This is a genomic window from Streptomyces sp. MI02-7b (assembly GCF_033793585.1).
Taxonomy (GTDB): domain Bacteria; phylum Actinomycetota; class Actinomycetes; order Streptomycetales; family Streptomycetaceae; genus Actinacidiphila.
This window is the reverse complement of sequence record NZ_JARAWX010000006.1, coordinates 276188-301661: the sequence shown is the minus strand read 5'-3', so window position 1 is coordinate 301661 and position 25474 is coordinate 276188. Positions and strand designations below refer to the sequence as shown.

Sequence of the window (25474 nt, the reverse complement as noted above, 5' to 3'; positions counted from 1 at the left end):
CCTGCGGTCCCTCGGGGCCGGGAGCCGGTCAGGCGTCGCGCTTCTTCAGGACCAGGTACCCGCCGACGAGCGAGGCGATCACCCACAGGGCCATGATGCCCAGACCGCCCCAGGGCCCGTACGGGCGCGCGTCGCCGGTCGAGACCACCTGCAGGACCTTGGAGCCGGCCTGGTCGGGGAAGTACTGGGCCACGGTCTTGGCCTTGGGGACGTTCGCGAGGATCGCCGAGACCAGGAAGAAGAAGGGCATCAGGATGCCCAGCGACAGCATGGGGCTGCGCAGCATCATCGCGACGCCCACCGAGAACAGCACCATCAGCGTCATGTAGAGACCGCCGCCGACGACCGCGCGCAGCACGCCGTCCTCCGAGATGGAGGTGCTGTGCGAGCCGAGCAGGGCCTGGCCGACGAAGAAGGTCAGGAAGCTGGTGGCCATCCCCACGACGAGGGCCAGGGCGCCGGTGACCGCGACCTTCGACAGGTAGAACGTGGCGCGCTGCGGGACCGCGGCGAGCGAGGTGCGGATCATGCCGGTGCTGTACTCACCGGTGACGACCAGGACGCCGAAGACGATCAGGGCCAGCTGGCCGAGGATCAGCCCGGCGAAGCTCGTGTTCGTCGCGTCGAAGCTCCGCAGATCCTGCTCGGAGGCGTGCTCCCACTGGGAGGCGATCAGCAGGCAGATCAGTCCGCTGATGACGACGGTGACGAGGAGTGCGGACGCCAGCGTCCACACCGTCGAGCGGACCGACTTGACCTTGGTCCACTCGGACTGCAGAACCGCGCTCGGTGCCGCCATGTCAGGACTTCTCCTTCTTCTTCTGCCATTCGGCGCCCCAGGCAGGCGCGGGCGTCGTCGCGGCTGTCGCGGCGGGAACGGCGCCGGCCGCCGCCGCCACGGACCCGTCCACCGGTTGTCCGGGGATGCCCGCCTGGTACTCGACCGACTCGGCGGTCAGGCGCATGAAGGCCTCTTCCAGGGAGGCGCGCTGCGGGCTCAGCTCGTGCAGCACCAACTGGTGCCGCGCGGCGAGCTCACCGATCTTCGCGGTCTCCGCGCCCTCGATCTCGAAGGCGCCGTCGTCGGTGATCAGGGGCGTGATCGACGCGCCGGTCAGCACGTCCTTGAGCTTCTCCGGCTCGGGCGTGCGGACCCGCACATAGGAGCGGGAGTTCTCGGCGATGAAGTCGGCCATCGTCGTGTCCGCCATCAGCTTGCCGCGGCCGATCACGATCAGGTGCTCGGCGGTCAGCGCCATCTCGCTCATGAGGTGGCTGGAGACGAAGATGGTCCGGCCCTGGGCCGCCAGGCTCTTCATCAGATTGCGGATCCAGTGGATGCCCTCGGGGTCGAGTCCGTTGACCGGCTCGTCGAACATCAGGATCTCGGGGTCGCCGAGCAGTGCCGCGGCGATGCCGAGGCGCTGGCCCATGCCGAGGGAGAAGCCCTTGGAGCGCTTCTTGGCGACCGAGGAGAGACCGACGATCTCCAGCACCTCGTCCACCCTGCGGGCCGGGATGCGGTTGGACTGGGCGAGGCACAGCAGGTGGTTGTGCGCCGTGCGGCCCCCGTGGATGGCCTTGGCCTCCAGCAGCGCACCGATGTGCTGCAGAGGTTCGTTCAGCTCGCGGTAGTGCTTGCCGTCGATGCGGATGCTTCCGCTGGTCGGATTGTCCAGGTCCAGCATCATGCGCATCGTGGTCGACTTCCCGGCGCCGTTGGGACCGAGGAAACCGGTCACCACGCCGGGCCGCACCGTGAAGGTGAGGTCGTCCACGGCGGTCTTGTCACCGTACCGTTTCGTCAGCCCCTGCAGCTCGATCATGCCGCATAGGGTACTGGTGCCACCGCGGCCGGTGCACCCGGAATGCGGGCCCCCGATAGTGCCCGAGCCCCCTGCCGAAAGGCAGGGGGCTCAGTCGGTCCGGACGCGGGGCGCGTTCAGCGCTGGGCCGGGACGCCGCGCGAGACGGGCTCGTCGTCGGCGGGGGCGCCGGCCGCGGCGACGGCCGCACCGGTCAGCGTGGCCAGCATCTCGCGGACGTTGGTCAGCTGGGCGTTGATGCTGTCGCGGCGGTTGGTGAGGGCCGCCAGCTCGCGCTCGGACTCGCTGCGGATGCGGTCCGCCTTGGCGTTCGCGTCGGCGACGATGTCCTCGGCCTGGCGCTGCGCGGTCTCGACCGTCTGACGGGCACGGCGCTCGGCGTCGGTGCGCAGCTTCTCGGCCTCGATGCGGAGCTGCTCGGCGCGGTGCTCGATCTCGGCGAGGCGCTTCTCGGCCTTGGCCTGACGGGACGCCAGGTCGCGCTCGGACTGCTCACGGCGCTTGGCGAGGTTGGTCTCGAAGTCGGCCGCGGCCTGGGCCGCCTTGGCGCGGGTCTCCTCGAAGAGGGCGTCCGCCTCCTCGCGCTTGGCCTGAGCGTCCTTCTGCGCGTCGGCGCGCATCTGGCCGGCCTCACCCTTGGCCTTCTCGACGATGCGCTCGCCCTCGTCCTCGGCCTTGGCCTTGCGGTCGGTGGCGTAGGACTCCGCGTCGTTGCGCACCTGGGCGGCGGCGGACTCGGCCAGCTCGCGGTGCTGCTCGGCGGCGCGGCGCGCCTCCTCGCGCAGATCCTTCGCCTCTTCCTCGGCGAGACGGAGGATCTTCTCGACGCGTGCACCGAGACCGGCGTAGGACGGCTCGGCGTCATTGACCTGCGCCTGAGCGTTCTGGGTCTCGAGGTGCAGTTCCTCGATGCGCTTCTCCAGCGCGTTGATCCTGGCCAGTGCGCTGTCACGGTCGGCGACCAGCTTGGTGATGCGGTCGTCCACCTGCCCGCGGTCGTATCCGCGCCGCACGAGCTCGAAGCCGAAGGGGGAGGAAGTGTCGCTCATGGGGTTCCTGTCAATTCAGACCGGGTGGGGTGTTAGAGGGAATCCTAGGGGCCGGGGCGGCGTGTCATCGAGTCACTGTCCAGTAACTGTGCACAATGACCGCTCAATCGAGTGGTGCATCGTCGGACCGCTTGCCCCCTGTTCGGGTGGTTCCGGACGCCGCCCCGGCGGCGACCGTGTTCTTACCGTTCTGTGTGCCGTTCTGACTGTTGCTCTTTCCCCCGTCGAGCGGCGTCTGGAATGACTCCAGTGCCTCAAGGACATCCTGCACGCGGGTGATCTCCGCGTTGATGTCCTGGCGACGCCGGGCCAGCACCTCCAGCTCGCGCTTACCCTCCGTGACGATCCTCTCGGCCTCGGTGCGCGCCTCGGCACGCAGCCGCTCCGCGTCCCGCTCGGTGTCGACCTTCTTCTGCTCGGCGCCCTTGAGGAGTTCCTCGGCCTTCTTCACCGCCGCGATGCGGACCTTGCTGGCCTCCGCGCTCGCGGTCGACCGGGTCTCCTCGGCCTGCGCCTCGGCGTCGGAGACCAGCTCGCGCGCCTTCGCCTCGGCCTTGGACAGCTGCTCGGTGGCGGCCTCCACCAGCTTGTCCACACGCTCGCCCGCCGACTTCATCGTGGCGGCGGCCTCCGCGCGGGCCCGCTCGTGCAGCTCCTCGACCTCCGCCTCGACGCGCTGGCGCAGTTCCTGCGACCGCTCCCTTATGGCGGTGGCGTCCCGGCGGGCCTCCTCCAGCATGGTGTCGGAGTCGGTACGGGCCCGCTCCACCAGGCCGTTGCCCTCGTTGGTGGCCTCGCTGACGATCCGGTCGGCCTCCTTGCGGGCGGCGCCCACCATGGTGTCGGCCTGCTCCTCGGCCGCGGCGCCGATCTTCCGGGCCTCGGCCTGGGCGCCGGAGATCAGCTCGTCCGCCTGGGCGGCGGCCTCGCCGCGGCGCTTGTTGGCGTCCTCGCGGGCCTCGTCGCGCATCCGGTCGGACTCCGCACGGGCCGCCTCCGCGTCCCGTTCCGCCGACTCCAGGGCGTCCTTGGCGAGGATGCCGAGCCGCTCGGCCTCCGTCCGCGCCTTGCCGATGAGCTGGTCGGCCTGCTGGGCGGCCTCCGTCCGGCGCTTGTTGGCCTCGTTCCTGGCCTCGTCCAGCAGGCGGCGGGACTCCGCCTCCGCGGTGCCCAGCGCCTCCTCGGCGGCCCGGCGGCGCTCCACGGCGTCCCGCTCGGCGCTCTCCAGGGCGTCCTTGGCCAGGATGCCGAGGCGCTCCGCGTCGCGCTGCGCCTTGCCGAGCATCTCCTCGGCCTGAGTGCCGGCCTCGGCACGCAGCCGGTCGGCCTCCTCGACCGCCTCCGACAGCAGCCGGTCCACCTGCTCGGCGGCGTCCACGCGAAGGCGGTTGGCCTCCTCGCGGGTCTCCGCCCGCAGCGCGTCGGCCTCCTCGATCGCCTCGGTGACGGTGCGATCGGCCAGCTGGCGGGCGGACTCGGCCTCCTCCTGCGCCTCCCGGCGCATCCGGGACGCGTCCTCGCCGGCCCGCTCCCGCTCGGCGTTGGCCTCCGCGTGCAGCCGGTCGGCGCCCTCCTGCGCCTCGCTCCGCAGGCGCTCCGCCGCGTGCTCCGCGGCCGAGCGCAGCCCGGCGATCTCCTCCTCGGCCTGCTCGTGGAGCCCGTTGACCGAGTCCCGCACCTGCTGGGCGGTCGTCTCGGCCGCGCCGATCAGCTCCGCGGCGTGCCGCTCGGCCTCGGCGACCAGCCTGGCGGCCTCGGCACCGGCCTCCTCCACCCGCTTGCGGGCGCTGGCCAGCAGCTCGTCGCTCTCCTGGCGGGCTTGCGCGCGCTCCTGCTCGGCCTCGCCGCGCGCCGCGCCCAGCAGTTCCTCGGCCTCGCGGCGGCGCCGGCCGGCCTCCTCCTGGGCGGCGGACAGCGCCTCGGCGGCCTCGGCACGCAGCCGGCCCGCGGTCTCCTGGGCCTCGGCCCGCACCCGGTCGGCGGTCTCCTGCGCCTCGGTGCGCAGCTGTTCGGCCTCGGCAGCGGCCTCGCCGCGCAGCCGAACGGCGGCCTGCTCGGCCTCGGCACGGCTCTGCGAGGCATCGGCGGCCGCCTCGTCACGCAGCCGCAGGGTGTCCTGCTCGGCCTGCTCCTGCAGGGTGCGCACCCGCTCTGCCGCCTCCGCGCGCAGCGCGGCGACCTCCTCGGCGGCCTCGCGGCGCAGCCGGTCGGCCTCGGTGCGGGCCTCGCGCAGCGCGTCCTCGGCGGCGGTGATGCGCCGCTCGGCCTCCTCGCGCTGCCGGACCAGATCGGCCTCGGCCTCGTCGCGCAGCCGCTCGGCGCCGCGTTCGGCCTCCTCGCGCAGCGCGGCGCCGGCCGCCTCGGCGTCCGCCCGCACCTGGTCGGCCTGCTGCTGCGCCTCCTCGCGCAGCTGCCCGGCCTCGCCGTGGGCGCGCTCCAGCAGCTCGTCGGCCTGGCGGCGCAGCCCCGCGGCCCGCTCGATGGCCTCGGTGCGGACCCGGTCGGACTCGGCGTTGGCGGTCTGCCGGTGCGCGGCCGCGTCGGCCTTGGCCTTGGTCAGCAGCTCCTCGGCGGAGCGGGCCGCCTCCTCGATCTGCTGGACGGCCTCGCGCCGGGCCTCGCCGCGGATGCGCTCGCCCTCGGCGACCGCCTCGGCGCGCAGCTGCTCGGCCTCGCCGCGCAGCCGGCGCGCCTCCTCCTGCAGCTCGACCGTCTTGGCCCGGTACTCCTTGGTGTCGTCCTTGGCCGTGCCGAGCAGTTGCTCGGCCGACTCCTCGGCCTGGCCGCGCAGCCGCTCCGCCTCGGACTCCGCCTCGCGGCGGATGCGCTCGGCCTCCTCGCTCGCCGCACGGGTGGTGGCGCGGGCGTCCTCGGTGGCCTTGGTGAGGACTTCCTCGGCGGTGCGGGCCGCCTTGGCCAGCGCGGCCGCGGCGTCCTCGGCCGCCTCGGACTTGGCGGTCTCCTGGGCGTTGGCGAGCACGCGATCGGCCTCGGCCTTGGCGTCCGCGACGACCTGCTCGGCCTCGGCCTTGGCGGCCTCCGCCTCCTTGGTCGCCTCCGCGACCAGGCGGGCGACCTCGGCCTTGGCGGTGCGGGTGCGCTGCTCGTTGTCGGCGTCCACGACGGACAGCCGCTTGGCGGCGTTGCTCGCCGCCTCCTCACGGAGCCGTTCGGACTCGCTCTGCGCCTCGCGGAGCTTCTCCTCGGCCTCGCGCAGCTTCTCCTCGGCGGCCCGGGTGAGTTCGGCCGCGTGGCTGCGGGCGTTCTCGGTGTCGCTGCGGGTGGACGTGCGCAGCTGCTCGGCCTGGGAGGTGGCCTCCTGGGCCTGGTTGGCGGCGGCGTTGAGCAGGCGCTCGGCGTCCGCGCGGGCCCGGCGCAGCAACTGCTCCGCCTCGGCGCGGGCCGCCGAGCCCTCGGACTCCAGCCGGTCGCGGGCACCCTCGGCGATCCGCTGGGCCTCGGCGCGGGCGGCGGCCAGCGCCGCCTCCGACTCGGCCCGGGTCTCCTCCATGAGCCGCCGGGCCTGGGACTCGGCGCGGGCGCGCAGCTGTTCCGCCCAGGCGACGTTCTCGTTGACGTGGCTCTCGACGTTGGTCCGGCGCTCGGCCAGCTCCTCGTCCAGGCGGCGGCGCCGGGCGACGGCCTCGGCGTGCCACTCGGCCTCCACGCGCGACTGGTGCTCGGCCTGCTCCTGGAGCAGCCGCTGGGTGGCGGCGCGGGCCTCGCGCAACTCCCGTTCGGCGTCGGCGCGCAGCTGGTCGGCCTGGATCTGGGCGTTGCGCAGCAGTTGGTCCGCCTGCAGACCCATGTTGTCGTAGGCAGGACGGGTCGCGAGGTTGCGTCGCGCCTCGTGCAGCTTGGCGCGCAACACCTCGACCTGGTATCCGAGGTCGTCGGCATGCTGGACGACCTTGTCCCGCTCTTTCCGAAGCCGCTCCATCTCGGCCTCGAACTGCGAGAGGTGGTCTTCCTCAACCTCGTAGCGGTCGTAGCCCCGCACTCCGCGGTCCCATCCGTCTCCTGGTGTACCCACCCGCCAACCGAGTGAGATTCCCCGGGGCCCCGTTCACCGCGGAGCCTTACGGAGAATTGTGTCCGATCCCACGCCGAGGCGCGGGCAGGTACCCCAGCCCACCCCGGGGTCGCCCCGCCACTCTACCGGGGCGAGTCGGCTCCGGTCAGTGCTCCTTGGACGAGGTGACGAGCTCGGTGAGAACCCCGTGGCAGTCCTTGGGGTGCAGGAAGGTGATCCGGGACCCCATCGTGCCGGTGCGCGGGCTGTCGTACAGCACCCGCACGCCCTTGTCCCGCACGGCCGCGGCGTCCCCGTCCACGTCCTCGGTGCCGAAGGCGATGTGGTGGACGCCCTCACCGTTCTTGGCCAGCCACTTCGCGACCGTGGAGTCCTCGCGGGTCGGTTCCAGCAGCTGCAGGTAGGACGCGCCGCCGTCCGAGGTCTCGTTGATCTTCAGCATGGCCTCGCGGACGCCCTGCTCCTCGTTGACCTCGGTGTGGAACACCTCGAAGCCGTACGTGGCACGGTAGAACTCGACGGTCGTGTCGAGGTCGAAACATGCGATACCGATGTGATCGATTCGAGTCAGCATGACTCCAGTGGACCGCCGGTGCGCATGGTCACGCAACGTGCCCGCGATCACACCGTCCGCCTCGTGACCGCCGCCGTACCGCTCAGTACATTGACACCACCCTCGTGAAACCATCGTTAACCCACCCTCCGTGCAAAGGGGCCGCGTCATGACCAGCCAGGCACGTACGTCCGTGATCGTCGCGGGCGCCCGCACTCCGATGGGCCGCCTGCTCGGCTCGCTCCGCAGCTTCTCCGGCGCCGAGCTCGGCGCCCTCGCCATCAACGCGGCCCTGGACCGGGCGGGCATCGCCGGCGACCAGGTCGAGTACGTGATCATGGGCCAGGTGCTGCAGGCCGGCGCCGGGCAGATTCCCGCCCGCCAGGCCGCGGTCAAGGCCGGCATCCCGATGAGCGTTCCGGCGCTCACCATCAACAAGGTCTGCCTGTCGGGACTGGACGCGATCGCGCTGGCGGACCAGTTGATCCGCGCGGGTGAGTTCGACGTCGTGGTGGCCGGCGGCCAGGAGTCGATGACCAACGCGCCGCACCTGCTGCCGAAGTCCCGCGAGGGCTTCAAGTACGGCGCCGTGCAGATGCTGGACGCGATGGCCCACGACGGCCTGACCGACTCCTTCGAGAACATCGCCATGGGCGAGTCGACGGAGAAGCACAACACCCGCCTGGGCATCGCCCGCGCCGAGCAGGACGAGATCGCGGCCCTGTCCCACCAGCGTGCGGCGGCCGCCCAGAAGAACGGCCTGTTCGACGCCGAGATCACCCCGGTGGAGGTCCCGCAGCGCAAGGGCGACCCGGTGGTCTTCAGCAAGGACGAGGGCATCCGGGCCGAGACCACGGTCGAGTCCCTGGGCAAGCTGCGCCCCGCGTTCAGCAAGGAGGGCACCATCACGGCCGGCTCCTCCTCGCAGATCTCCGACGGCGCCGCCGCGGTGGTCGTGATGAGCAAGGAGAAGGCCGAGGAACTGGGTCTGGAGTGGCTTGCCGAGATCGGCGCCCACGGCAACGTGGCCGGACCGGACAATTCGCTCCAGTCGCAGCCGTCGAACGCCATCGCGCACGCGCTGAAGAAGGGCGGCCTCACCGTGGCCGACCTGGACCTCATCGAGATCAACGAGGCGTTCGCCGCGGTGGCCGTGCAGTCCATGAAGGACCTGGGCGTGACACCTGAAAAGGTGAACGTCAACGGTGGCGCCATCGCCCTCGGCCACCCGATCGGCATGTCCGGCGCCCGCCTGGTGCTCCACCTGGCGCTGGAGCTCAAGCGCCGCGGCGGCGGCGTCGGCGCGGCGGCGCTGTGCGGTGGCGGCGGTCAGGGCGACGCGCTGATCATCCGCGTCCCGGCCAACTGACACCCGGCACACCCTGTGGGCAAGTGAGCCGAAGGGGCGCGGCGCCCGCCGAGGAGGAGAACACGCGCAGGCCCCGGGGAACGGGGGGCCGAGCATGATCGACTGCCGGCAGGCGCTCCGAGCGCCTCGGAGGCGAACCGAGCCCTCGACAAGGAGGAGCACGCAGTGATGGACGTCCCCACCCTGGTGGAGCAGGCGCGGCAGGGCCGCCCGAGGGCGGTCGCCCGGCTGATCTCGCTGGTGGAGGGGGCGTCCCCGCAGCTGCGTGAGGTGATGGCGGCCCTCGCGCCGCTGGCCGGCGGCGCGTACGTGGTCGGGCTGACCGGTTCGCCCGGTGTCGGCAAGTCGACCTCGACCTCGGCGCTGGTCTCGGCCTACCGCCGGGCCGGGAAGCGGGTCGGGGTGCTCGCGGTGGACCCCTCGTCGCCGTTCAGCGGGGGCGCCCTGCTGGGCGACCGGGTCCGGATGAGCGACCACGCCTCCGACCCGGGGGTCTACATCCGTTCCATGGCCACCCGCGGCCATCTGGGCGGCCTCGCGTGGGCCGCGCCGCAGGCGATCCGGGTGCTGGACGCGGCGGGCTGCGAGGTGATCCTCGTGGAGACGGTCGGCGTCGGGCAGTCGGAGGTGGAGATCGCGGCCCAGGCGGACACCGCGGTGGTGCTGCTCGCGCCGGGGATGGGTGACGGCATCCAGGCCGCGAAGGCCGGGATCCTGGAGATCGGCGACGTCTACGTGGTCAACAAGGCCGACCGGGACGGCGCCGATGCCACCGCCCGCGAGCTCAACCACATGCTGGGCCTGGGCGAGGCACGGCAGGCGGGCGACTGGCGGCCGCCGATCGTCAAGACGGTCGCCGCCCGCGGCGAGGGGATCGACGAGGTCGTCGAGGCCCTGGAGAAGCACCGGGCCTGGATGGAGGAGCACGGCGTGCTGGCGGAGCGGCGGATGCGCCGGGCCGCCCTGGAGGTCGAGCACATCGCCGTGACGGCGTTGCGCGAGCGGATCGGCGACCTGCACGGCGACCGCCGGCTGGGCGCCCTGGCCGAGCGCATCGTCGCCGGCGAGCTGGATCCGTACGCGGCGGCGGACGAGTTGGTCGCGGGTCTGACCGAGCGGGCCTGACCGGCCGGACGTGACCGGGCGGACCTGACGCCGGCCCTGAGCGGCCGGGCGGAGACGGGAGCGGCCCGGGCCCGAGCGGCCCGTCCGGGCCGGCGCGCGCGGCGCCGCCCGGCGGGCCGGTGGGTCAGACGCGTCCGCGCACCGCGCGCAGGTGCTCCGCGACCGGGGCCAGCGCCTTGCGCAGCGCCACCAGGTCCTCCGCCGGGAGCAGGTCGATGAAGTGCTCCCGCACGGCCGCCACGTGGTGCGGGGCGACCTTGCGCATGGTCTCCCAGCCCTCCTCGGTGAGGACGGCGAACAGCCCGCGCCGGTCGGACTCGCAGTTCTCCCGGCGGACCAGGCCCGCGGTCTCCATCCGGCTGATCTGGTGGGACAGCCGGCTCTTGGACTGCAGCGTCGCGCGGGCGAGGTCGCTCATCCGCATACGGCGCTCGGGGGACTCGGAGAGGTTGACCAGGATCTCGTAGTCGTTGTAGGTCAGACCGAACGGCTGCAGGTCCCGTTCGAGCTGGTGGGTCAGCAGTTTGCTGACCTCCAGGTGGGTGCGCCAGGTGCGCTGCTCGTCGCCGGTCAGCCAGATGGTGCCGCTCTCAGTCTCCATGCTGGAATTATACCCAGAATGTTGAAATCCGTATTATTCGGGGTCCTGTTGCGTGTCCGCGCGGTCACAGTCCGAAACGGCGTTGCAGGTCGCCCAGTTGACCCGGCAGCCGCGGCGCGCCCGCCCCGCCAGGGGCGCCGGTCCCCGCGCCCGGGACGCCGGCCTCGTGCGGGACCGCGCCGGTCGCCTGCTCGGGCATCAGCACCTCCGTGGACTGCAGCAGCACCTGGCCCGCGCCCACGAACTCGAACTGGTGCTCCTCGCCCGAGGTGCCGCCGATGCCGGTCAGCGCCCGCAGTCCGCCCAGCACGCCGCGCATGTACCCGTGGTCGTAGTGGTGGCAGGGCGACGGGCAGTCCGCCCAGCCCACCAGGGCCTGCGGGTCCACCCGGACCGGGGGCTCGACGAAGTGCACCGCGCCGTTGGAGGCGGCGACGAACTTCCCCGTCCCGATGAGGGTCAGGAAGCCCGGGATGATCGACTGCTTGAGCGCCAGCCCCGGCTGGAAGGCGAGCAGGTTCCCCGACCGGATGGTGAGGTTGCCGTCCTCCAGGTCGTAGGAGTTCACGTCGAAGGCCCGGTCGGCGAGGATCATCTTGCCCTGGCCCTCGGCGACCACCCAGTCCGAAGCGTGCAGCGGGGAGTGGAAGTTGGCGCGGATGAGGCCGTCGAGGGCGCCGTGGCCGATGCCGTGGAAGGAGATCTGCCCGTAGTAGGCGATCATCTTCCCCTTCTGCAGGAACCACTGGCCCTTGAGGTCCACGCTGAAGGCGTACGGGTTGACGTTGTCGTCGACCGGCAGGGTGTACGGGTCGTGGACGACCGGTCCGGTGCTCACAGTTTCTCCTCGCTCGCCTGTACGTAGACCGTGCCCTGCCCCGACAGCTCCAGCTGGAACGCCTCGCCGGAGCCGCGGCCCACCATGTCCCGCCAGCCGAGCGCGGCGGACAGCTTGTTGCGGACGTCGCCGCGGTGGGCCACGTACGCCTGCGGGTCGACGTGCACCGGGCGCTGCGGGGAGATCGGCAGCTCGATGACGCCGCCGTGCGCCATCACCGCGACCGCGCCCTGGCCCTGCAACGTCGTGGTGAACAGGCCCTGGCCGGTCACCTGGCCGCGGATGACGCCCATGACACCGCCCTGCGAGCCCATGAACATGGTGCCCTGGCGCAGGGTGCCGTCGAAGGCCAGCAGGCGGTCCGCCTCGACGTAGAGGGTGTCGCCGGTCAGGTCGATGCAGTGCACATGGTGGCCGCCGTGCCCGAACATCACCGAGCCATGGCCCTCGACGGTCATCAGCGGTGTCGCCTCGCCCGCCATCCGGCGGCCGATCATCGAGCCGATGCCGCCCTGCCCGCCCTGGATGTTGGGGGTGAAGGAGACGTTCCCCCGGTACGCGAGCATCGCGCCCCGCTGGCTGAACAGCCGCTGGCCGGGGAGCACCTGGGCCTCGACCATCTTGGAGTTGATCCGTGTGAACGGCATCAGATCTGCCCCCCGACCGTGTTGCGCTCGCTGGGCTGGACGTACACCAGGCCGTCGCCCTCGAAGCGGATCTGGAAGGACTCGCCGCCGGACTCGCCGATCATGGCGCGCCAGCCGATGCCGGCCTGGAAGTGCTGCTGCAGGTTGCCGGTGTGCGCCACATAGGCGCCCGGGTCGACCTGCAGCGGCATGCCGGGGGCCACGCGCAGCACCACGGCGGGCCCGTCGGACATGATCGCCGCCTGGCCCATGCCCTCCACCGTTGTGGTGAACAGGCCGTTGCCCTGGGAGGCGCCGCGCAGCCCGGTGAAGGTGGTGCCGGTGCGCAGCGTCGCCTCGGTCGCCAGCAGGTTGCTGGCCTCGACGTACAGTTTCTCGCCGTTCAGGCGGACGAGGTTGATCTCGCTCGCGCGGTCGGCGAAGTAGCAGGTGCCCTGCCCCCGTACCTCCATGACCTCCATCGACTCGCCGGTGAGGCGCCGGGTCACCATGCCGCGCAGACCCTCGCCACCACCGGACATCTTCTTGAACTGCATCTGGCCGTCGTAGGCGACCATCGAGCCGTTCTTCGCCTTCACGGCGTCGCCGGCCATGTCCACGGCGAGCACCTTGCTGCCCTGCAATCGAAACTGAGCCACGGGTCAGACCGTATCCGTCCGGGAGGAACCCGTCACCAGGGTCCTCGTCACAGGGGATTCACCGGATGTGTCGGGCGCGTCGGGTGTGCCGGGTGCGTCGGACGCGCCGGACGGGCCGGCGGCGCCCGCCGCCTCCTCGACCTCCAGCAGTGAGGCGCCGCGCCGCTCGGCCTCGAAGGCGGCGTGACCGCCGCGCAGCCCGAACAGCCGCTTGGACAGCAGGATGTAGAGGACGGCGAGAATGTTGAGCAGCAGCGTGCCGATCTTGAGGTAGCTGACCTTCTCGGTCAGCTCCCAGATCTCCAGCGGCAGGAAGGCGGCAGTCGCCACGACGGTCAGGTACTCCGCCCACCGCTTCGCCGCCCACAGACCGACCGCCTCGACGATCTCGATCAGCGCGTACAGCAGCAGCGCCCCGGCCACGATCAGCAGCGTCGAGTGCCGGTACTCGAAGGTTCTGCGGATGGTGTCGACCACGGGGGAGTGGTCGAGGTCGTAGTGGAAGTGCTCGAAGACCGGGCGGAGGACCGTCAGGTTCTCCTCGAAGAAGCGGCGCACCGCGTCCTGCGAGTTGCTGAAGCGCCACACCGCCCAGGCCGCGAGCACGATGAACAGGCCGCGCAGCATCCGTTCCACGGCCAGGAAGCGCAGGATGAACAGATCGCGCAGCGCGCGGCCGCGCGGCACCTCGGGCGCGCGGTCAGCGGGCCCCGAGCCGTGCGGCTCGCCGAGCGCGAAGTCCCCGCAGCGCAGGCAGCGCCACACCTCGCCGAGCGCGGTCTCGGCACGCAGTCGCTCGCGCAGGTGCGTCTCGTCGGGCGCGTACGTGATGTGCCCGCGCCGGGCGCAGTGCCGGCGGTCCCAGTCGAACGTCATGTGGTGCAGGACGCCGGGGAGGCGTACTTGGTTCATCCGGTCCGCGCCGCACCCGGCCCCGGGCGCGGGGCGGCGCGGGGGTGGGGTGATAATGGCCAGGGCCCTTGTGAGCACATTCACAATCGCCCCGGCGCCGTACCGACCGCTCCGCCGCTCGCCCCTGCCCCGTTAGTGAGGTCCCGTGGACGTCAAGACCGCATCCGCCCTGAACCGGCTCCGCCTGGTCTCCGCCCCGGAGGCGGTGTCCTTCCTGCTGCTGCTGATCTGCTCGGTGCTCAAGCGCACCACGGACTTCAACGCGGTCCCCGTCATGGGGGCGGTCCACGGCGTCCTGTTCATCCTCTACGTCCTGTTCTGGCTGGACGCGTGGGTCCGCGCCAAGTGGTCGATCGGCCGCGCCGCGCTCTACTTCCTGCTGTCCGTCCTGCCCACCGGCGGCTTCTTCGCCGAGCGCAGGCTGCGCCGCGAGGCCGAGGACAGCGTGATCGCCGCCCGTGCCCGCAAGGAGCTCAAGGACCTCGGGCGAGGGGCGGCCGAGGCATGATCGTCGCCTTCTCCGTCAGCCCGGTCGGCGTCGGCGAGGACGTCGGTGAGTACGTCGCGGACGCGGTCCGCGTGGTCCGCGAGTCGGGGCTGCCCAACCGCACCGACGCGATGTTCACCTCGATCGAGGGCGAGTGGGACGAGGTCATGGACGTCGTCCGCCGCGCCGTCGCCGCCGTCGAGGCCCGCGCCCCCCGGGTCTCCCTCGTCCTCAAGGCCGACATCCGGCCGGGCGTCACGGACGGACTGACCTCGAAGGTCGCCACCGTCGAGCGGTACCTCGCGGGCGAGTAGCGGGAAGCCATCCCGGAACGAACGCCGGGGCGGGCTGGACATCCAGCCCGCCCGGCGTCTTTTGCGCCCGCACACGTCTTGAGCGGTCGCTGTGGACGCGGGAGATCGAGCAGGTGCTCGCCCGGGTCCTGGGCGGCACCCCGCTCGCCGAGTTCGTGGACACCGCGGGGTTCGCCAAGGCCGTGGCGGCGGGCTTCGTGGGACTGGAGCTGTACGAGGGCGTCGACCCCGAGGGCGCCGAGCGCGCCTTCGCCGCGGTCGAGCAGGTCGCGGCTCTGGCCGGCGCTCTGGAGGAACTCGGCCCCGTCGCCCAGCGGGCGGTACGGGCGCGGCTGCGGCGCTCAGTCGCCCGTCAGGGCGGTGCCCAGTGGGGTGCGCTCGTAGAGGACCTGGTGGCTGTAGCGGCGTGAGGTGAGCAGGCCCGCGTCGCGGAGCACCGACAGGTGGGAGGACACGGACGACAGGGCGAGGCCGTGGCGGTGGGCCAGTGCGGTGGTCGTCGCCGGTTCGCCGAGACCGGCGAGGATGGCGGCCCGGTTGGCGCCCAGCAGGCGTTCGAGGGTCTCCGAGCCGGCCCGCGGGGCCTGCCAGAGTCCGCCGATGCCGCGCGCCGGGTAGACGACGGTGCCCTGCCAGGGCGGGTCGAAGCCCGATGCCACGTCCGGCCAGACGAAGACGCTGGGGGCGAGGACCAGGCCGTCGCCACCGAGGTCCCGGTCGTGCTCGGTGGTGCGGCGGTGCAGCGTCAGGGTGCCGTTCGCCCAGCTCAGCGACGGGTGCAGGTCCGCGAAGAGTCCGGTCAGGCCGTCGTCCGCGAGCCGGCGGGCCCGGAAGGCGACGTCGGCCTCGAGCACGGCGCGCAGCCGGGGCCAGTACGGAGCGATCAGCGCGTGCCAGGCCCGCTCGTGGAGATCGGCCAACTCCCGCACCGCACGGGCCGGATCGGCGAGCATGGCGCGGCCCTGCGGGGTGTCCGCGACGCCCGGGGTGTCGGCCAGGGAGCGGGCCAGGTCGTCGCGGGCGGCTCCGGGGTCGGTGGCCCGCATGCGGGCCAGTTCCTCCTCGATGGAGGCCAGCGGGCCGCCCGGCGGCGGGCACAGGAAGTCCGGGATGTGACCGCGGCGGGGCATCAGCAGCCACAGCGGCGTGAGGTCCAGTTCCCGCGCCGCCGCCTCCGTCTGCCGCAGCCAGGGCACGTGGTACGCCTGCAGCCGGGTCTCCTTGAGCGTGCGGACCGCGCCCGCGACCTCCCACAGCGGGGAGATCCCGAAGCGGCAGCGCAGCAGGTCGTCCGGCCCGAACCGCAGGTGGAACGGCATCGGGGACCTCCTCGGGATGCGGAGTTTCGGCTGCAGCCGAAAGACTACGGCGGCCGGTCCCGGCCCGCCACGCTGCGAACCATGACGCTGAATGCCGACGCCGTACCCGCCGCCGCGTCCGCGGGATACCGGGCCGTCTTCGCCGTGCGCGAGTTCCGGGCCGTCTTCGCGGCGCACGTGCTGTCCTTGCAGGGCACGGTCGTGTCCCAGATCGCGCTGTCCGTGCTGGTGTTCCGGCTCACCGCCTCGCCGCTGCTGTCGGCGCTGACCTTCGCGCTGGGCTTCGTGCCGTACGCGGTCAGCGGCACGCTGCTGGCCGGCGTCGCGGACCGCTTCCCGCCGCGCCGGGTGCTGGTGCTCTGCGACCTGCTGTGCGCCGCGTGCGCGGCCGGGATGGTGCTGCCGGGGACGCCGATCGCCGTCCTGCTCGCGCTGCGGGGCGTGATGGCGCTCGTCGGCCCGGTGTTCACCGGGACGCGGGCGGCGAGCCTGGCCGACATCCTGCCGGGCGACGCCTTCGTGCTGGGGCGCTCGCTGATCCGGATCGTGGCGCAGGGAGCGCAGGTCGTCGGGTTCGGGCTCGGCGGGGTCCTGCTGGTCTTCCTCACCCCGCGCGCCGCGCTGCTGCTCACCTCGGCCGCGTTCCTCGGCTCGGCGCTCCTGCTGCGCCTGGGCACCCGGCGGCGGCCCGCGCGCGGCGCTCGGGAGCGCGATGGCGGCGGTGGCGGCACGGGACGGCTGCTGGCCGACCGCCGGGTGCGCTCGCTGCTGCTGGTCGGGTGGGTGCCGTCGTTCTTCGCCGTCGTCCCGGAGGCGCTGGCGGCGCCGTACGCGGAGTCGGTCGGGGCGGGGACGACAGGGCTCGGGCTCTTCATGGCGGCGATGCCGGTCGGCATGGTCCTCGGTGAGTTGCTGGCGGGCGGGTACCTGAGCCCGGCGGCCCGCGGCCGGATCGCCGGCCCGCTGGTGGCGTGCACCCTGCTGCCCTACGCCGTCTTCCTGCTGCGGCCCTCGCTGCCGTGGTCCCTGGCCGCGATGTTCGTGGCCGGGCTGACCGGTGCCTGCACCCTGGGCGTGGACCAGTGGTTCGTCGAGGCCGTCCCGGAGGGGCTGCGGGGCCGGGCGATGACCGTGCAGTCGGCGGGCGTGATGTCGGTCCAGGGGGCGGGGATGGCGGCGGCCGGCGCCGCCGCGGAGTTCGTGCCCGTCCATCTGGTGAACGGGTGGGCCTGTGTGATCGGCACCCTGTGCGTCCTCGCGGTGCTGCGGACCGTATGGGGCGGTCCGCAGCACCGCGAGTGATCAGGGGGCCGGCCGGGTCAGCCGGTCACCGGGCCACCGTCAGGCGACGTTGACGCCGGTCCAGGCGGCGGCGACCGCGTTGTACTCGGCGGAGCCGCTGCCGTACAGGTCCTTGGCCGCGTTCAGCGTCGCGGTGCGGGCCTTGGCGTAGTTGGTGGACGAGGTGAAGTACACCGTCAGGGCGCGGTACCAGATGGCCGCGGCCTTGGCGCGGCCGATGCCGGTGACGGTGGAGCCGTTCTTCGTGGGGCTGTTGTAGCTGACACCGTTGATCGTCTTGGCGCCGCTGCCCTCGGAGAGCAGGTAGAAGAAGTGGTTGGCGACGCCCGACGAGTAGTGCACGTCGAGGTTCTTCACCGAGGAGGACCAGTAGTCGGCGGAGGCGCCGTCCTTGGACGGCTTGTCCATGTAACGCAGCGGGGTGCCGTCCCCGTTGATGTCGATCTTCTCGCCGATGAGGTAGTCCGGGGTGTCCGAGGCGAGGTTGGCGTTGAACTCGACCATCGTGCCGAAGATGTCGGAGGTGGCCTCGTTCAGGCCGCCGGACTCGCCGGAGTAGGTCAGGCCCGCCGTGGCGCTGGTCACGCCGTGGGATATCTCGTGGCCCGAGACGTCGAGCGCGGTCAGCGGGTGGGTGTTGCCCGAACCGTCGCCGTAGGTCATGCAGAAGCAGCTGTCGTCCCAGAAGGCGTTGACGTAGTTGCTGCCGTAGTGGGCGCGCGACACCGAGCCCTTGCCGTCGTTCCTGATGCCCGAGCGGCCGAAGGTGTTCTTGTAGAAGTCCCACGTGGCCGCGGCGCCGAACTGGGCGTCCACGCCCGCCGACTGGCGGTTGGACGCGGAGCCGTTGCCCCAGACGTCGTCGGTGTCGGTGAACGTGGTCCCGGTGCCGCTGGTGCGGTTGTTCAGGTCCGTGGTGGAGATGCCGCCGCGGCTCGCGTCCTTCAGCGAGAAGGTGCTGCCGGACTTGGTGGTGGTGAGGGTGACCGAGCCCACGTGGACGCCGGTGCCGGTACCGGTCTGGATGCCCTCGTACTTCTGGATCACCGCGCCGGTGCGGGCGTCGGTGATCACGTTGAGCTCGCTGGGGGTGCCGTCGGCCTGGGTGCCGTGGACGACGGTCCGGTAGGCGAGCCGGGGCGTGCCGCTGACGGCCCAGACGACCTTCTGCGGGGCGGTGGCCGTGCCGACCGCCTTCAGCGGCTCCTCGCCCTTGACCAGCGGCGTCTTCAGCAGTCCCTTGACCGTGGCGGCGGCCGCGTCGCGGGCCGCGGAGGGCGTCACGGCCGGGGTGAGGGTGGCGGGGGCGATGTCCGCGGTGACGGCCCGCGAGACCGACCGGGTGGCGCCGTTCTCGTCCTGGTGCACCACGAGGTCGCCGCCGAGCACCTCCAGGCCCGCGTAGGTGCGGTCGTACCGCAGGTGGCGCGTGCCGTCGGGGTCGACGACGACGTCCTTGACCGTCAGCCGCTCCTGGGCGCCGAGGCCGAGGGAGCCCGCCAGCGCGGCGGCCTGGCCGTGGGCGTCGGTGAGCGCCTTCGCGTGGGAGGCGGCGAGTGCGGTGGCGGACGGCGCGGGCCGCGCGGTCGCCGCGAAGGACTGGAGACCGCCGGCCAGAAGTGCCGATGCGGCCACGAGGGTGCCGAGTGCCAGCTTCTTGCGCAATGTGACTCCTTGTGTCCCGCCGTGTGGGGACGGCAGGGCCGGTCCCCGGGCGGACAGCACCCGGGGGTGTGGGGGGTGCGCGGTGTTCCGCGCGGCAAGGAGCCTCGCACTGAACGGGCCGTTAATGACAGGTGCATTTCATCGATTGGCCGGTTGTCGCGAGCGGGTGCGGCGCCGCGTCGCAGGTCATCCGGGCCAAAGGGTGCCAAGCCCGGCCCGGAAGTAGGGGAAACCCTGCCCGGCAGGGGAAGGATTTCGGTCGGAACCCCCGTCCGGGGTGGCTGAAACACTGCGTTCACACGGGTGCGGCGGGTGGCCGGTACGATCACGAACCCGCGGTCCCTGACGTGCCGTTGTCCCGCCCCGCGAGACACGGCTGCCCGCCATGTGACCGGCGGGTAGGCTCGGGCCTGTGTCCAAGCCGCTCAGCCTGCCCTTCGACCCCATCGCCCGCGCCGACGAGATCTGGACCCGGCGCTGGGGGCGTGTGCCGTCGATGGTCGCGATCACGTCGATCATGCGCGCCCAGCAGATCCTGCTGGGTCAGGTCGACGCCGTGGTCAAGCCCTACGGGCTGACCTTCGCCCGTTACGAGGCGCTGGTGCTGCTCGCCTTCAGCAAGGAGGGCGAGCTGCCGATGTCCAAGATCGGCGAGCGCCTGATGGTGCACCCGACGTCGGTCACCAACACCGTCGACCGCCTGGTCGCGGCCGGCCTCGTCGCCAAGCGCCCCAACCCCAACGACGGGCGCGGCACGCTGGCCTCCATCACGGCCAAGGGCCGCGAGGTGTGCGAGGCCGCCACCGACGACCTCATGGGGATGAAATTCGGCCTGCAGGCCTACGACGACGACGAGTGCGCGGAGATCTTCGCGTTGCTGCGGCCGCTGCGGATATCCGCCGGGGACTTCGAGGCGTGATCCCGCAGGCGTGACCCCCGCGGGACAGGGCGCCGTCCGCTTCGGGGCGGCCCGGGGCAAACCGGCGGAAGGGCACCGGTTAGGCTTCGGCGCATGAAGCAGAGTGTCCTGACCCGGTACCGCGTCCTCGCCTATGTGACGGGTGTGCTGCTGGTCCTGCTGACCGCCGGCGTGATCGCCAAGTACGTCCTGGACATCGACGGCGCCCAGGGCTTCACCCGGGTCGTCGCCATCGCCCACGGCTGGCTCTACGTCCTGTACCTGGTGTTCGCCTTCGACCTCGGCTCCAAGGCGAAGTGGCCCTTCGGCAAGCTGCTGTGGGTGCTGCTGGCCGGGACCGTGCCCACCGCCGCGTTCTTCGTCGAGCGCAAGGTGACCCGCGAGGTGGCCCCGCTGGTGGCCCCCACGGGTGAACCCGTCAAGGTCTGACACTCGCCTGACCTGCGGATACCCCCCTTCCCTGCTGGGATGGGGGGTATGACCGTCGACAAATACTAGGACGTCCTAGTATTTTCGGCCCACAGGGGTACACCTCCTTGTACAAGGACGTGCGAGGACGGCCCCGCACCGATGAGAGGCGGACACCGGCATGGACGCTGCAGCCATTGACGAGGGGCGCAGCCGCTGGCAGGCGCGCTACGACGCCTCCCGCAAGCGCGAGGCGGACTTCACCACGCTCTCGGGCGACACCGTGGAGCCGGTGTACGGGCCCCCGGCCGGCGCCGAGGTGCCCGGTTTCGAGCGCATCGGCTGGCCGGGCGAGTACCCGTTCACCCGCGGTCTGCACGCCACCGGCTACCGGGGCCGCACCTGGACCATCCGCCAGTTCGCCGGCTTCGGCAACGCCGAGCAGACCAACGAGCGCTACAAGATGATCCTGGAGGCGGGCGGCGGCGGCCTGTCCGTCGCGTTCGACATGCCCACCCTCATGGGCCGGGACTCCGACGACCCCCGCTCGCTGGGCGAGGTCGGGCACTGCGGCGTGGCCGTCGACTCCGCCGCCGACATGGAGATCCTCTTCAAGGACATCCCGCTCGGTGACGTCACCACCTCCATGACGATCTCCGGCCCCGCGGTCCCCGTCTTCTGCATGTACCTGGTGGCCGCCGAGCGCCAGGGCGTCGACCCCGCGGTGCTCAACGGCACCCTGCAGACCGACATCTTCAAGGAGTACATCGCGCAGAAGGAGTGGCTCTTCGCCCCCGAGCCGCACCTGCGCCTGATCGGCGACCTGATGGAGCACTGCGCGACGGGGATCCCCGCGTACAAGCCGCTGTCGGTCTCCGGCTACCACATCCGCGAGGCCGGCTCCACGGCCGCGCAGGAGCTCGCCTACACCCTGGCCGACGGTTTCGGCTACGTTGAGCTGGGCCTGTCACGCGGGCTGGACGTCAACACCTTCGCCCCCGGCCTGTCCTTCTTCTTCGACGCCCACCTCGACTTCTTCGAGGAGATCGCCAAGTTCCGCGCCGCACGCCGGATCTGGGCCCGCTGGATGCGCGACGTGTACGGCGCGACGTCCGACAAGGCGCAGTGGCTGCGCTTCCACACCCAGACCGCGGGCGTCTCGCTCACCGCGCAGCAGCCGTACAACAACGTGGTCCGTACCGCGGTCGAGGCGCTGGCGGCGGTGCTCGGCGGCACGAACTCGCTGCACACCAACGCCCTGGACGAGACGCTGGCGCTGCCCAGCGCCCAGGCCGCGGAGATCGCGCTGCGCACCCAGCAGGTACTGATGGAGGAGACCGGGGTCGCCAATGTCGCCGACCCGCTCGGCGGCTCCTGGTACGTCGAGGCGCTGACCGACCGCATCGAGGCGGACGCGGAGAAGATCTTCGACAAGATCAAGGAACTGGGCGCCCGCGCGGTGCCCGACGGCAGGCACGCGGTCGGCCCGATCACCTCCGGCATCCTGCGCGGCATCGAGGACGGCTACTTCACCGGCCGGATCGCCGAGGCCGCCTTCGAGTACCAGCGCTCCCTGGAGAAGGGCGACAAGCGGGTCGTCGGCGTCAACTGCCACACCGGATCGGTCACCGGGGACCTGGAGATCCTGCGGGTGAGCCACGAGGTGGAGCGCGAACAGGTACGGGTCCTGGCCGGCCGCAAGGACCTGCGGGACGACGCGGCCGTGCGCAAGGCGCTGGACGCGATGCTCACCGCCGCCCGCGAGGGCACCAACATGATCGAGCCGATGCTGGAGGCGGTGCGCGCCGAGGCGACCCTCGGCGAGATCTGCGGCGCGCTGCGCGACGAATGGGGCAGCTACACCGAGCCCGCGCGCTTCTGAGCAGGAGCGGACCACCGCAACACCGCGGCGCCGGGGGCCGGCGGGAACCCAGGGTTCCCGCCGGCCCCCGCGACTCGTGTCGCTGTGCGCCGTGCCGGCTCAGAACTCCTGCACGAAGTACGGCTCGACGGTCATCCAGCCGTTGCCGCGGGCGCCGTAGCGGGTGCCGTTGTCGCTCTGCGCCAGGGTGTACCAGGAGTCGACGTAGTCCGGGTCGTCGGTCCACCAGTCGTCCGGGATCGCGTCCAGGACCGCGGTCACCAGTGGGATGTAGGTGCCCTGGTCGGTGATGGTGAGCAGCGCCGTGGCGATGGCCTTGGCCAGGTCGCGGTAGTTGGTGCTGCCGTCCTCCTCCATCATCACGGCGTCGGCGAGGTTGTACTTGTAGTTCGACCAGTTCACCAGGATCTGGTTGGGCCGGTACACCGTGCCGTCGTTGTCCAGGTACGGCATGTCGACGGGGTCGACGCGCACCGCGCCGTCCTGCCCGAAACCGGTGACCAGGGTGTAGATCTCGGCGTCGCCCTTGACCCAGGGCTCCTCGTCGTCCGACAGCTCGACCGAGGTGATGCGGGTGGTCCAGAAGCCGCCCGCGGCCGCCTGCGCCCGCGCCCCGGCCGCGGGGGCCTCGGTGCGGGACGGCGTGGCCTTGGCGGAGGCCACGCCGTAGCGGGTGAGCTCCTTGTTCATCACGGCCAGACCGGCGGCCAGCGCCTTGGAGCCGTCGATGTCCACGACGTACACCGGGTGCGAGGGCGCCTTGCGGGCGTCCAGCGTGTGGGCGCGGCCCCGGCTGTCCCAGGCGGTGACGGTGGCGGCGTCGTCGTCCAGGGAGGCCGCGGTCACCCACGGCGCCACGCCGGCGGCCAGCGCCGCGCGCATGGAGTCGTCGCCGAGCCGCAGCCGCAGCAGCGGGCCGACACCGGAGTCCAGGCCCTTGGCGGCGGCGATCCGCCGGTCGGCGGCGGCCAGTTCGGCCTTCAGGGAGCCGCCGGCCCTGCCGGCCAGAGCGGTGACGGCGACCTCGTCGGAGGCGAGCGTCGCCCTGCCGACCCGGGCGCGCCAGGCGGAGTCGGTGAGCGAGCCGGCGATCGCACGCGCCGCCTGCTCCTCGGCCGCGGAGACCGCGGAGGCGGGTGTGTGGGGGTTGGGGGCGGCCGTGGCGGGCAGGGCGCTCACGGTCTGGCCGGCCGTCAGGGCGAGCAGGGAGGCGGCGAGGGAGACGACGGCGCCGCGCCGACGAGGGTGATGACGTCTCACGTGGATCGATCCTCCTGGGGGCGAGCGATCTGTGACGCACTGTCAGGACAGAGCAGTGCGGAACTGCGACGAGCTGGGCAGGACTTCGCGGAACTGTGCTGAACTGCGCGGAGCTGTGCGGAGCTGTGCGGAACCGGTGAGGAATCTATGCGAGTAGATACCCGCGGGTAAGCATGGCGGTGCCATGACATCCCGGCAAGAGGTCGGCGCCGCGTGATCGGTGAACTTCCGGGAACGCCCGCCGGAAGACGTCCTGCCGAACGGCGCCCGGACGCACAGGAGTTGCCGTCCCGCCGGAGCGGGCCGCAACGGCCGGCGGCGGTCAGTCCGCGGCGGCCGAGAGCCCACCGAGCAGGACCGTGGTGAAGCGGGACGCCCAGTCGGCGTCGACCGGCTCGCAGGAGACAAGGGTCCGGTGCACGACGGCCCCGGCGATGACGTCGAAGATGAGATCGATCTGCGGCGTCGGGTCGCCGTTGTCGGGCGGGATCTCGCCGCGCGCCTGGGCCCGCCGGCGGCCCTCGATCACCAGCCGTTTCTGCCGGTCGACGATCGCCTCGCGGATCCGCTCCCGCAGCGCCTCGTCGTGCGTCGCCTCGGCGACCACCGCCATCAGCGCTGTCTTGGTGGCGGGTTGCTCCAGCAGGGCCGCGAACTGCAGGACCACGCCCTCCACATCGGCGCGCAGAGTGCCGCGGTCGGGAAGTTCCAACTCGTCGAAGAGCGCGGCCACCGCGTCCACCACGAGTTCGCTCTTGCCGGCCCAGCGGCGGTAGAGAGTGGTCTTGGCCACCTTCGCGCGCGCCGCGACGTCGCCCATGGTCAACTTGCCCCAGCCGGTCTCGACCAGGGCCTGCCGCGCGGCGTCCAGGATCGCCCGGTCGGCCTCCGCACTGCGGGGGCGGCCGGTCCTTCGTCCTGTTTCACGCGGGCACATGGCTGGGCACCCTATCCCCGTTGCGCGGTGCGCGACCATGGAGTTACGCTACGACCCGTATCGAAACAGGCGGCAGCCACGAGGCGTGGGCGGGGACCCCGCGTCGTGCTTCCACCATGATGACTCGCCAGTGCGGCGCTTTCGGGGGGCGATTCCCCGGGAACCGCGACGAGGGGGGAGGATTGGTCCCATGCAGCCACGGAACATGTCCATGAGCGGCGTGGTCGACCTCGCCGCGGTGAAGGCGGCCGGTGAGGCCAAGGCGAAGGCCGAGCAGGCCCGTGCGGAAGCCGCCCGCACCGGGGTGGTACCCACCCCCGTCCTGGTGACCGAGGTCACCGAGGCCACCTTCGAGACCGACGTCCTGCAGCGCTCCACCGAGGTCCCGGTCGTCGTCCACTTCTGGACCGACCGCGCGGACGCCAGCGTGCAGTTGGAGGACGCGCTGGAGCGGCTCGCCGCCGAGTACGCGGGCCGGGTCGTCGTCGCCAAGATCGATGTGTACGCGAACCAGCTGCTGGTGCAGCAGTTCGGCGTGCAGGGGATTCCCGCGGTGTTCGCGGTGCTGGCCGGCCAGGCGATGCCGCTCTTCCAGGGCGCGGCCCCGGAGGACCAGATCCGCGAGGTGCTCGACCAGCTGATCGCCGTCGCCGAGCAGCGCTTCGGCATCGTCGGCGTCCCGGTCGAGGGCGGCGCGCCCGCCGCACCGGCCGAGGAGCGCCCGCCGAGCCCGCAGGAACTGGCCCTGACCGCCGCGCACGACGCGCTCGACCAAGGCGACCTCGGTGGCGCGATCCAGGCGTACCGCAACGTGCTGTCCGGCGACCCGGGCAACCTGGAGGCGAAGCTGGGCCTGGCCCAGGCGGAGCTGCTGCAGCGCGTGGAGGGGGCCGACCCGCAGGCGCTGCGCAAGGCCGCCGCGGACCGCCCCGACGACGTTCCGGCGCAGATCGCCGTGGCCGACCTCGACCTGGTGGGCGGACATGTGGAGGACGCCTTCGGGCGGCTGGTGGAGGCGGTGCGCCGCTCCACGGGTGCGGACCGTGACGCCGCCCGGACGCGCCTGCTGGAGCTGTTCGAGGTGATCGGCCCGGACGATCCGCGGGTGACCGCGGCCCGCTCGGCGCTTGCCCGCGTGCTCTTCTGACCTGATCGCGCCGACCCTCCCCACCTCGAAAGACCTTTCGAGCCGAATGTGACCCCGGCCGCGCTTTACCAAATCTTGATGAAGCGCGGCCGCTGTTACTTCCGGTAAGAGAGTGACGGACTTCTGTCCGGATCTATCACCCCTTGAGGCAATTTCACACCCTCATCGCAACCACCCTGCGTAGTCGATCTGGTCCAGACCATGCGAGCTGGGTTATCGCACCGTTACCCGCTAGTAACGAAG

General features: G+C 72.1%; 23 protein-coding genes and 1 pseudogene. 10 read left to right on the top strand and 14 right to left on the bottom strand.

Annotation, left to right across the window (positions count from 1 at the left end; genetic code table 11):
• Positions 1-28 precede the first annotated feature (28 nt).
• From PV364_RS12450 to mce, 5 genes are all read right to left on the bottom strand, one after another.
• Positions 29-799 carry an ABC transporter permease gene (locus PV364_RS12450; protein ID WP_319659942.1) on the bottom strand — a complete coding sequence of 257 codons (771 nt, stop codon included), beginning with the start codon at positions 797-799 and terminating at the stop codon, positions 29-31.
• Between the two features lies 1 nt (position 800).
• The gene (locus PV364_RS12445; RefSeq protein WP_319659941.1) at positions 801-1826 is read right to left on the bottom strand and encodes an ABC transporter ATP-binding protein; all 1026 of its coding nucleotides are present in this window, start codon (positions 1824-1826) and stop codon (positions 801-803) included.
• Between the two features lie 116 nt (positions 1827-1942).
• Positions 1943-2875, bottom strand: coding sequence for a cellulose-binding protein (locus tag PV364_RS12440; RefSeq protein ID WP_319659940.1), 933 nt, complete (start codon positions 2873-2875; stop codon positions 1943-1945).
• A 103-nt stretch (positions 2876-2978) separates the two neighbouring features.
• The gene (gene scy, locus PV364_RS12435) at positions 2979-6875 is read right to left on the bottom strand and encodes a polarized growth protein Scy (RefSeq protein ID WP_319660054.1); all 3897 of its coding nucleotides are present in this window, start codon (positions 6873-6875) and stop codon (positions 2979-2981) included.
• Between the two features lie 178 nt (positions 6876-7053).
• Positions 7054-7482: a methylmalonyl-CoA epimerase gene (gene mce / locus PV364_RS12430; RefSeq protein ID WP_319659939.1), complete on the bottom strand. Its 429-nt coding sequence runs from the start codon at positions 7480-7482 to the stop codon at positions 7054-7056.
• A 148-nt stretch (positions 7483-7630) separates the two neighbouring features.
• On the opposite strand from mce, the gene PV364_RS12425 reads away from it, so the two are divergent.
• Both PV364_RS12425 and meaB read left to right on the top strand, forming a co-directional pair.
• Positions 7631-8830, top strand: a complete 1200-nt coding sequence (locus tag PV364_RS12425) for an acetyl-CoA C-acetyltransferase (RefSeq protein ID WP_319659938.1) — start codon at positions 7631-7633, stop codon at positions 8828-8830.
• A 168-nt stretch (positions 8831-8998) separates the two neighbouring features.
• Entirely contained in the window at positions 8999-9955 is a 957-nt protein-coding gene (gene meaB / locus PV364_RS12420; protein ID WP_319659937.1) for a methylmalonyl Co-A mutase-associated GTPase MeaB, read from the top strand.
• A gap of 124 nt (positions 9956-10079) precedes the next feature.
• On the opposite strand, the gene PV364_RS12415 is transcribed toward meaB, so the two are convergent.
• The 5 genes from PV364_RS12415 to PV364_RS12395 form a co-directional block, all read right to left on the bottom strand.
• Complete coding sequence (locus PV364_RS12415) at positions 10080-10556, bottom strand: MarR family winged helix-turn-helix transcriptional regulator (protein ID WP_319659936.1); 477 nt, start codon at positions 10554-10556, stop codon at positions 10080-10082.
• A gap of 64 nt (positions 10557-10620) precedes the next feature.
• Complete coding sequence (locus PV364_RS12410; protein ID WP_319659935.1) at positions 10621-11394, bottom strand: AIM24 family protein; 774 nt, start codon at positions 11392-11394, stop codon at positions 10621-10623.
• Positions 11391-12041, bottom strand: coding sequence for an AIM24 family protein (locus PV364_RS12405; RefSeq protein WP_319659934.1), 651 nt, complete (start codon positions 12039-12041; stop codon positions 11391-11393). Before PV364_RS12405 ends, PV364_RS12410 begins: the two co-directional genes overlap by 4 nt.
• Positions 12041-12679 (bottom strand): AIM24 family protein, encoded by a 639-nt coding sequence (locus PV364_RS12400; protein ID WP_319659933.1) that lies wholly within the window; start codon positions 12677-12679, stop codon positions 12041-12043. Before PV364_RS12400 ends, PV364_RS12405 begins: the two co-directional genes overlap by 1 nt.
• A gap of 3 nt (positions 12680-12682) precedes the next feature.
• The gene (locus PV364_RS12395) at positions 12683-13555 is read right to left on the bottom strand and encodes a DUF2127 domain-containing protein (protein ID WP_319660053.1); all 873 of its coding nucleotides are present in this window, start codon (positions 13553-13555) and stop codon (positions 12683-12685) included.
• A 181-nt stretch (positions 13556-13736) separates the two neighbouring features.
• Between PV364_RS12395 and PV364_RS12390 the strand changes: the two genes are divergently transcribed.
• The 3 genes and pseudogenes from PV364_RS12390 to PV364_RS12380 all read left to right on the top strand — a co-directional run.
• Entirely contained in the window at positions 13737-14099 is a 363-nt protein-coding gene (locus tag PV364_RS12390; RefSeq protein ID WP_319659932.1) for a DUF3817 domain-containing protein, read from the top strand.
• Entirely contained in the window at positions 14096-14392 is a 297-nt protein-coding gene (locus tag PV364_RS12385; RefSeq protein ID WP_319659931.1) for an MTH1187 family thiamine-binding protein, read from the top strand. The genes PV364_RS12390 and PV364_RS12385 overlap by 4 nt, the downstream gene beginning before the upstream one ends.
• A gap of 89 nt (positions 14393-14481) precedes the next feature.
• Positions 14482-14802, top strand: a pseudogene (locus tag PV364_RS12380) (hypothetical protein); the annotation flags it as partial.
• On the opposite strand, the gene PV364_RS12375 reads toward PV364_RS12380, so the two are convergent.
• Complete coding sequence (locus PV364_RS12375) at positions 14734-15711, bottom strand: DUF5937 family protein (RefSeq protein WP_319659930.1); 978 nt, start codon at positions 15709-15711, stop codon at positions 14734-14736. The pseudogene PV364_RS12380 and the gene PV364_RS12375 overlap by 69 nt on opposite strands.
• An 81-nt stretch (positions 15712-15792) precedes the next feature.
• On the opposite strand from PV364_RS12375, the gene PV364_RS12370 reads away from it, so the two are divergent.
• On the top strand, positions 15793-17013 hold the full coding sequence (locus PV364_RS12370) for an MFS transporter (RefSeq protein WP_319659929.1): 1221 nt from the start codon (positions 15793-15795) through the stop codon (positions 17011-17013).
• A gap of 39 nt (positions 17014-17052) precedes the next feature.
• Here PV364_RS12370 and PV364_RS12365 read toward each other — a convergent pair whose 3' ends face one another.
• The gene (locus PV364_RS12365) at positions 17053-18678 is read right to left on the bottom strand and encodes a M4 family metallopeptidase (protein ID WP_319659928.1); all 1626 of its coding nucleotides are present in this window, start codon (positions 18676-18678) and stop codon (positions 17053-17055) included.
• Between the two features lie 412 nt (positions 18679-19090).
• Between PV364_RS12365 and PV364_RS12360 the strand changes: the two genes are divergently transcribed.
• The 3 genes from PV364_RS12360 to PV364_RS12350 all read left to right on the top strand — a co-directional run bounded on the left by PV364_RS12360 (position 19091) and on the right by PV364_RS12350 (position 21887).
• A complete protein-coding gene (locus PV364_RS12360; RefSeq protein WP_319659927.1) occupies positions 19091-19597 on the top strand; it encodes a MarR family transcriptional regulator in 507 nt (168 codons plus the stop codon).
• Positions 19598-19690: 93 nt separating this feature from the next.
• A complete protein-coding gene (locus PV364_RS12355) occupies positions 19691-20026 on the top strand; it encodes a DUF3817 domain-containing protein (protein ID WP_319659926.1) in 336 nt (111 codons plus the stop codon).
• Positions 20027-20186: 160 nt separating this feature from the next.
• Positions 20187-21887 (top strand): methylmalonyl-CoA mutase, encoded by a 1701-nt coding sequence (locus tag PV364_RS12350; protein WP_319659925.1) that lies wholly within the window; start codon positions 20187-20189, stop codon positions 21885-21887.
• Between the two features lie 99 nt (positions 21888-21986).
• On the opposite strand, the gene PV364_RS12345 is transcribed toward PV364_RS12350, so the two are convergent.
• Both PV364_RS12345 and PV364_RS12340 read right to left on the bottom strand, forming a co-directional pair.
• Positions 21987-23147, bottom strand: coding sequence for a DUF3103 family protein (locus tag PV364_RS12345; protein ID WP_319659924.1), 1161 nt, complete (start codon positions 23145-23147; stop codon positions 21987-21989).
• A 322-nt stretch (positions 23148-23469) separates the two neighbouring features.
• Entirely contained in the window at positions 23470-24084 is a 615-nt protein-coding gene (locus PV364_RS12340; RefSeq protein ID WP_319659923.1) for a TetR/AcrR family transcriptional regulator, read from the bottom strand.
• Between the two features lie 190 nt (positions 24085-24274).
• Between PV364_RS12340 and PV364_RS12335 the strand changes: the two genes are divergently transcribed.
• Positions 24275-25231: a tetratricopeptide repeat protein gene (locus PV364_RS12335; protein WP_319659922.1), complete on the top strand. Its 957-nt coding sequence runs from the start codon at positions 24275-24277 to the stop codon at positions 25229-25231.
• Positions 25232-25474 lie beyond the last annotated feature (243 nt).

Bases quoted from the DNA above. Each gene is read 5' to 3' on its own strand.
- PV364_RS12385 (WP_319659931.1), top strand. From the start codon at position 14,096: ATGATCGTCGCCTTCTCCGTCAGCCCGGTCGGCGTCGGCGAGGACGTC.
- PV364_RS12340 (WP_319659923.1), bottom strand. From the start codon at position 24,084: ATGTGCCCGCGTGAAACAGGACGAAGGACCGGCCGCCCCCGCAGTGCG.
- mce (WP_319659939.1), bottom strand. From the start codon at position 7,482: ATGCTGACTCGAATCGATCACATCGGTATCGCATGTTTCGACCTCGAC.
- PV364_RS12440 (WP_319659940.1), bottom strand. From the start codon at position 2,875: ATGAGCGACACTTCCTCCCCCTTCGGCTTCGAGCTCGTGCGGCGCGGA.
- PV364_RS12355 (WP_319659926.1), top strand. From the start codon at position 19,691: ATGAAGCAGAGTGTCCTGACCCGGTACCGCGTCCTCGCCTATGTGACG.
- PV364_RS12375 (WP_319659930.1), bottom strand. From the start codon at position 15,711: ATGCCGTTCCACCTGCGGTTCGGGCCGGACGACCTGCTGCGCTGCCGC.
- PV364_RS12395 (WP_319660053.1), bottom strand. From the start codon at position 13,555: ATGACGTTCGACTGGGACCGCCGGCACTGCGCCCGGCGCGGGCACATC.
- PV364_RS12450 (WP_319659942.1), bottom strand. From the start codon at position 799: ATGGCGGCACCGAGCGCGGTTCTGCAGTCCGAGTGGACCAAGGTCAAG.
- PV364_RS12445 (WP_319659941.1), bottom strand. From the start codon at position 1,826: ATGATCGAGCTGCAGGGGCTGACGAAACGGTACGGTGACAAGACCGCC.
- PV364_RS12370 (WP_319659929.1), top strand. From the start codon at position 15,793: ATGACGCTGAATGCCGACGCCGTACCCGCCGCCGCGTCCGCGGGATAC.
- PV364_RS12405 (WP_319659934.1), bottom strand. From the start codon at position 12,041: ATGCCGTTCACACGGATCAACTCCAAGATGGTCGAGGCCCAGGTGCTC.
- PV364_RS12425 (WP_319659938.1), top strand. From the start codon at position 7,631: ATGACCAGCCAGGCACGTACGTCCGTGATCGTCGCGGGCGCCCGCACT.
- meaB (WP_319659937.1), top strand. From the start codon at position 8,999: ATGGACGTCCCCACCCTGGTGGAGCAGGCGCGGCAGGGCCGCCCGAGG.
- PV364_RS12335 (WP_319659922.1), top strand. From the start codon at position 24,275: ATGCAGCCACGGAACATGTCCATGAGCGGCGTGGTCGACCTCGCCGCG.
- PV364_RS12415 (WP_319659936.1), bottom strand. From the start codon at position 10,556: ATGGAGACTGAGAGCGGCACCATCTGGCTGACCGGCGACGAGCAGCGC.
- PV364_RS12350 (WP_319659925.1), top strand. From the start codon at position 20,187: ATGGACGCTGCAGCCATTGACGAGGGGCGCAGCCGCTGGCAGGCGCGC.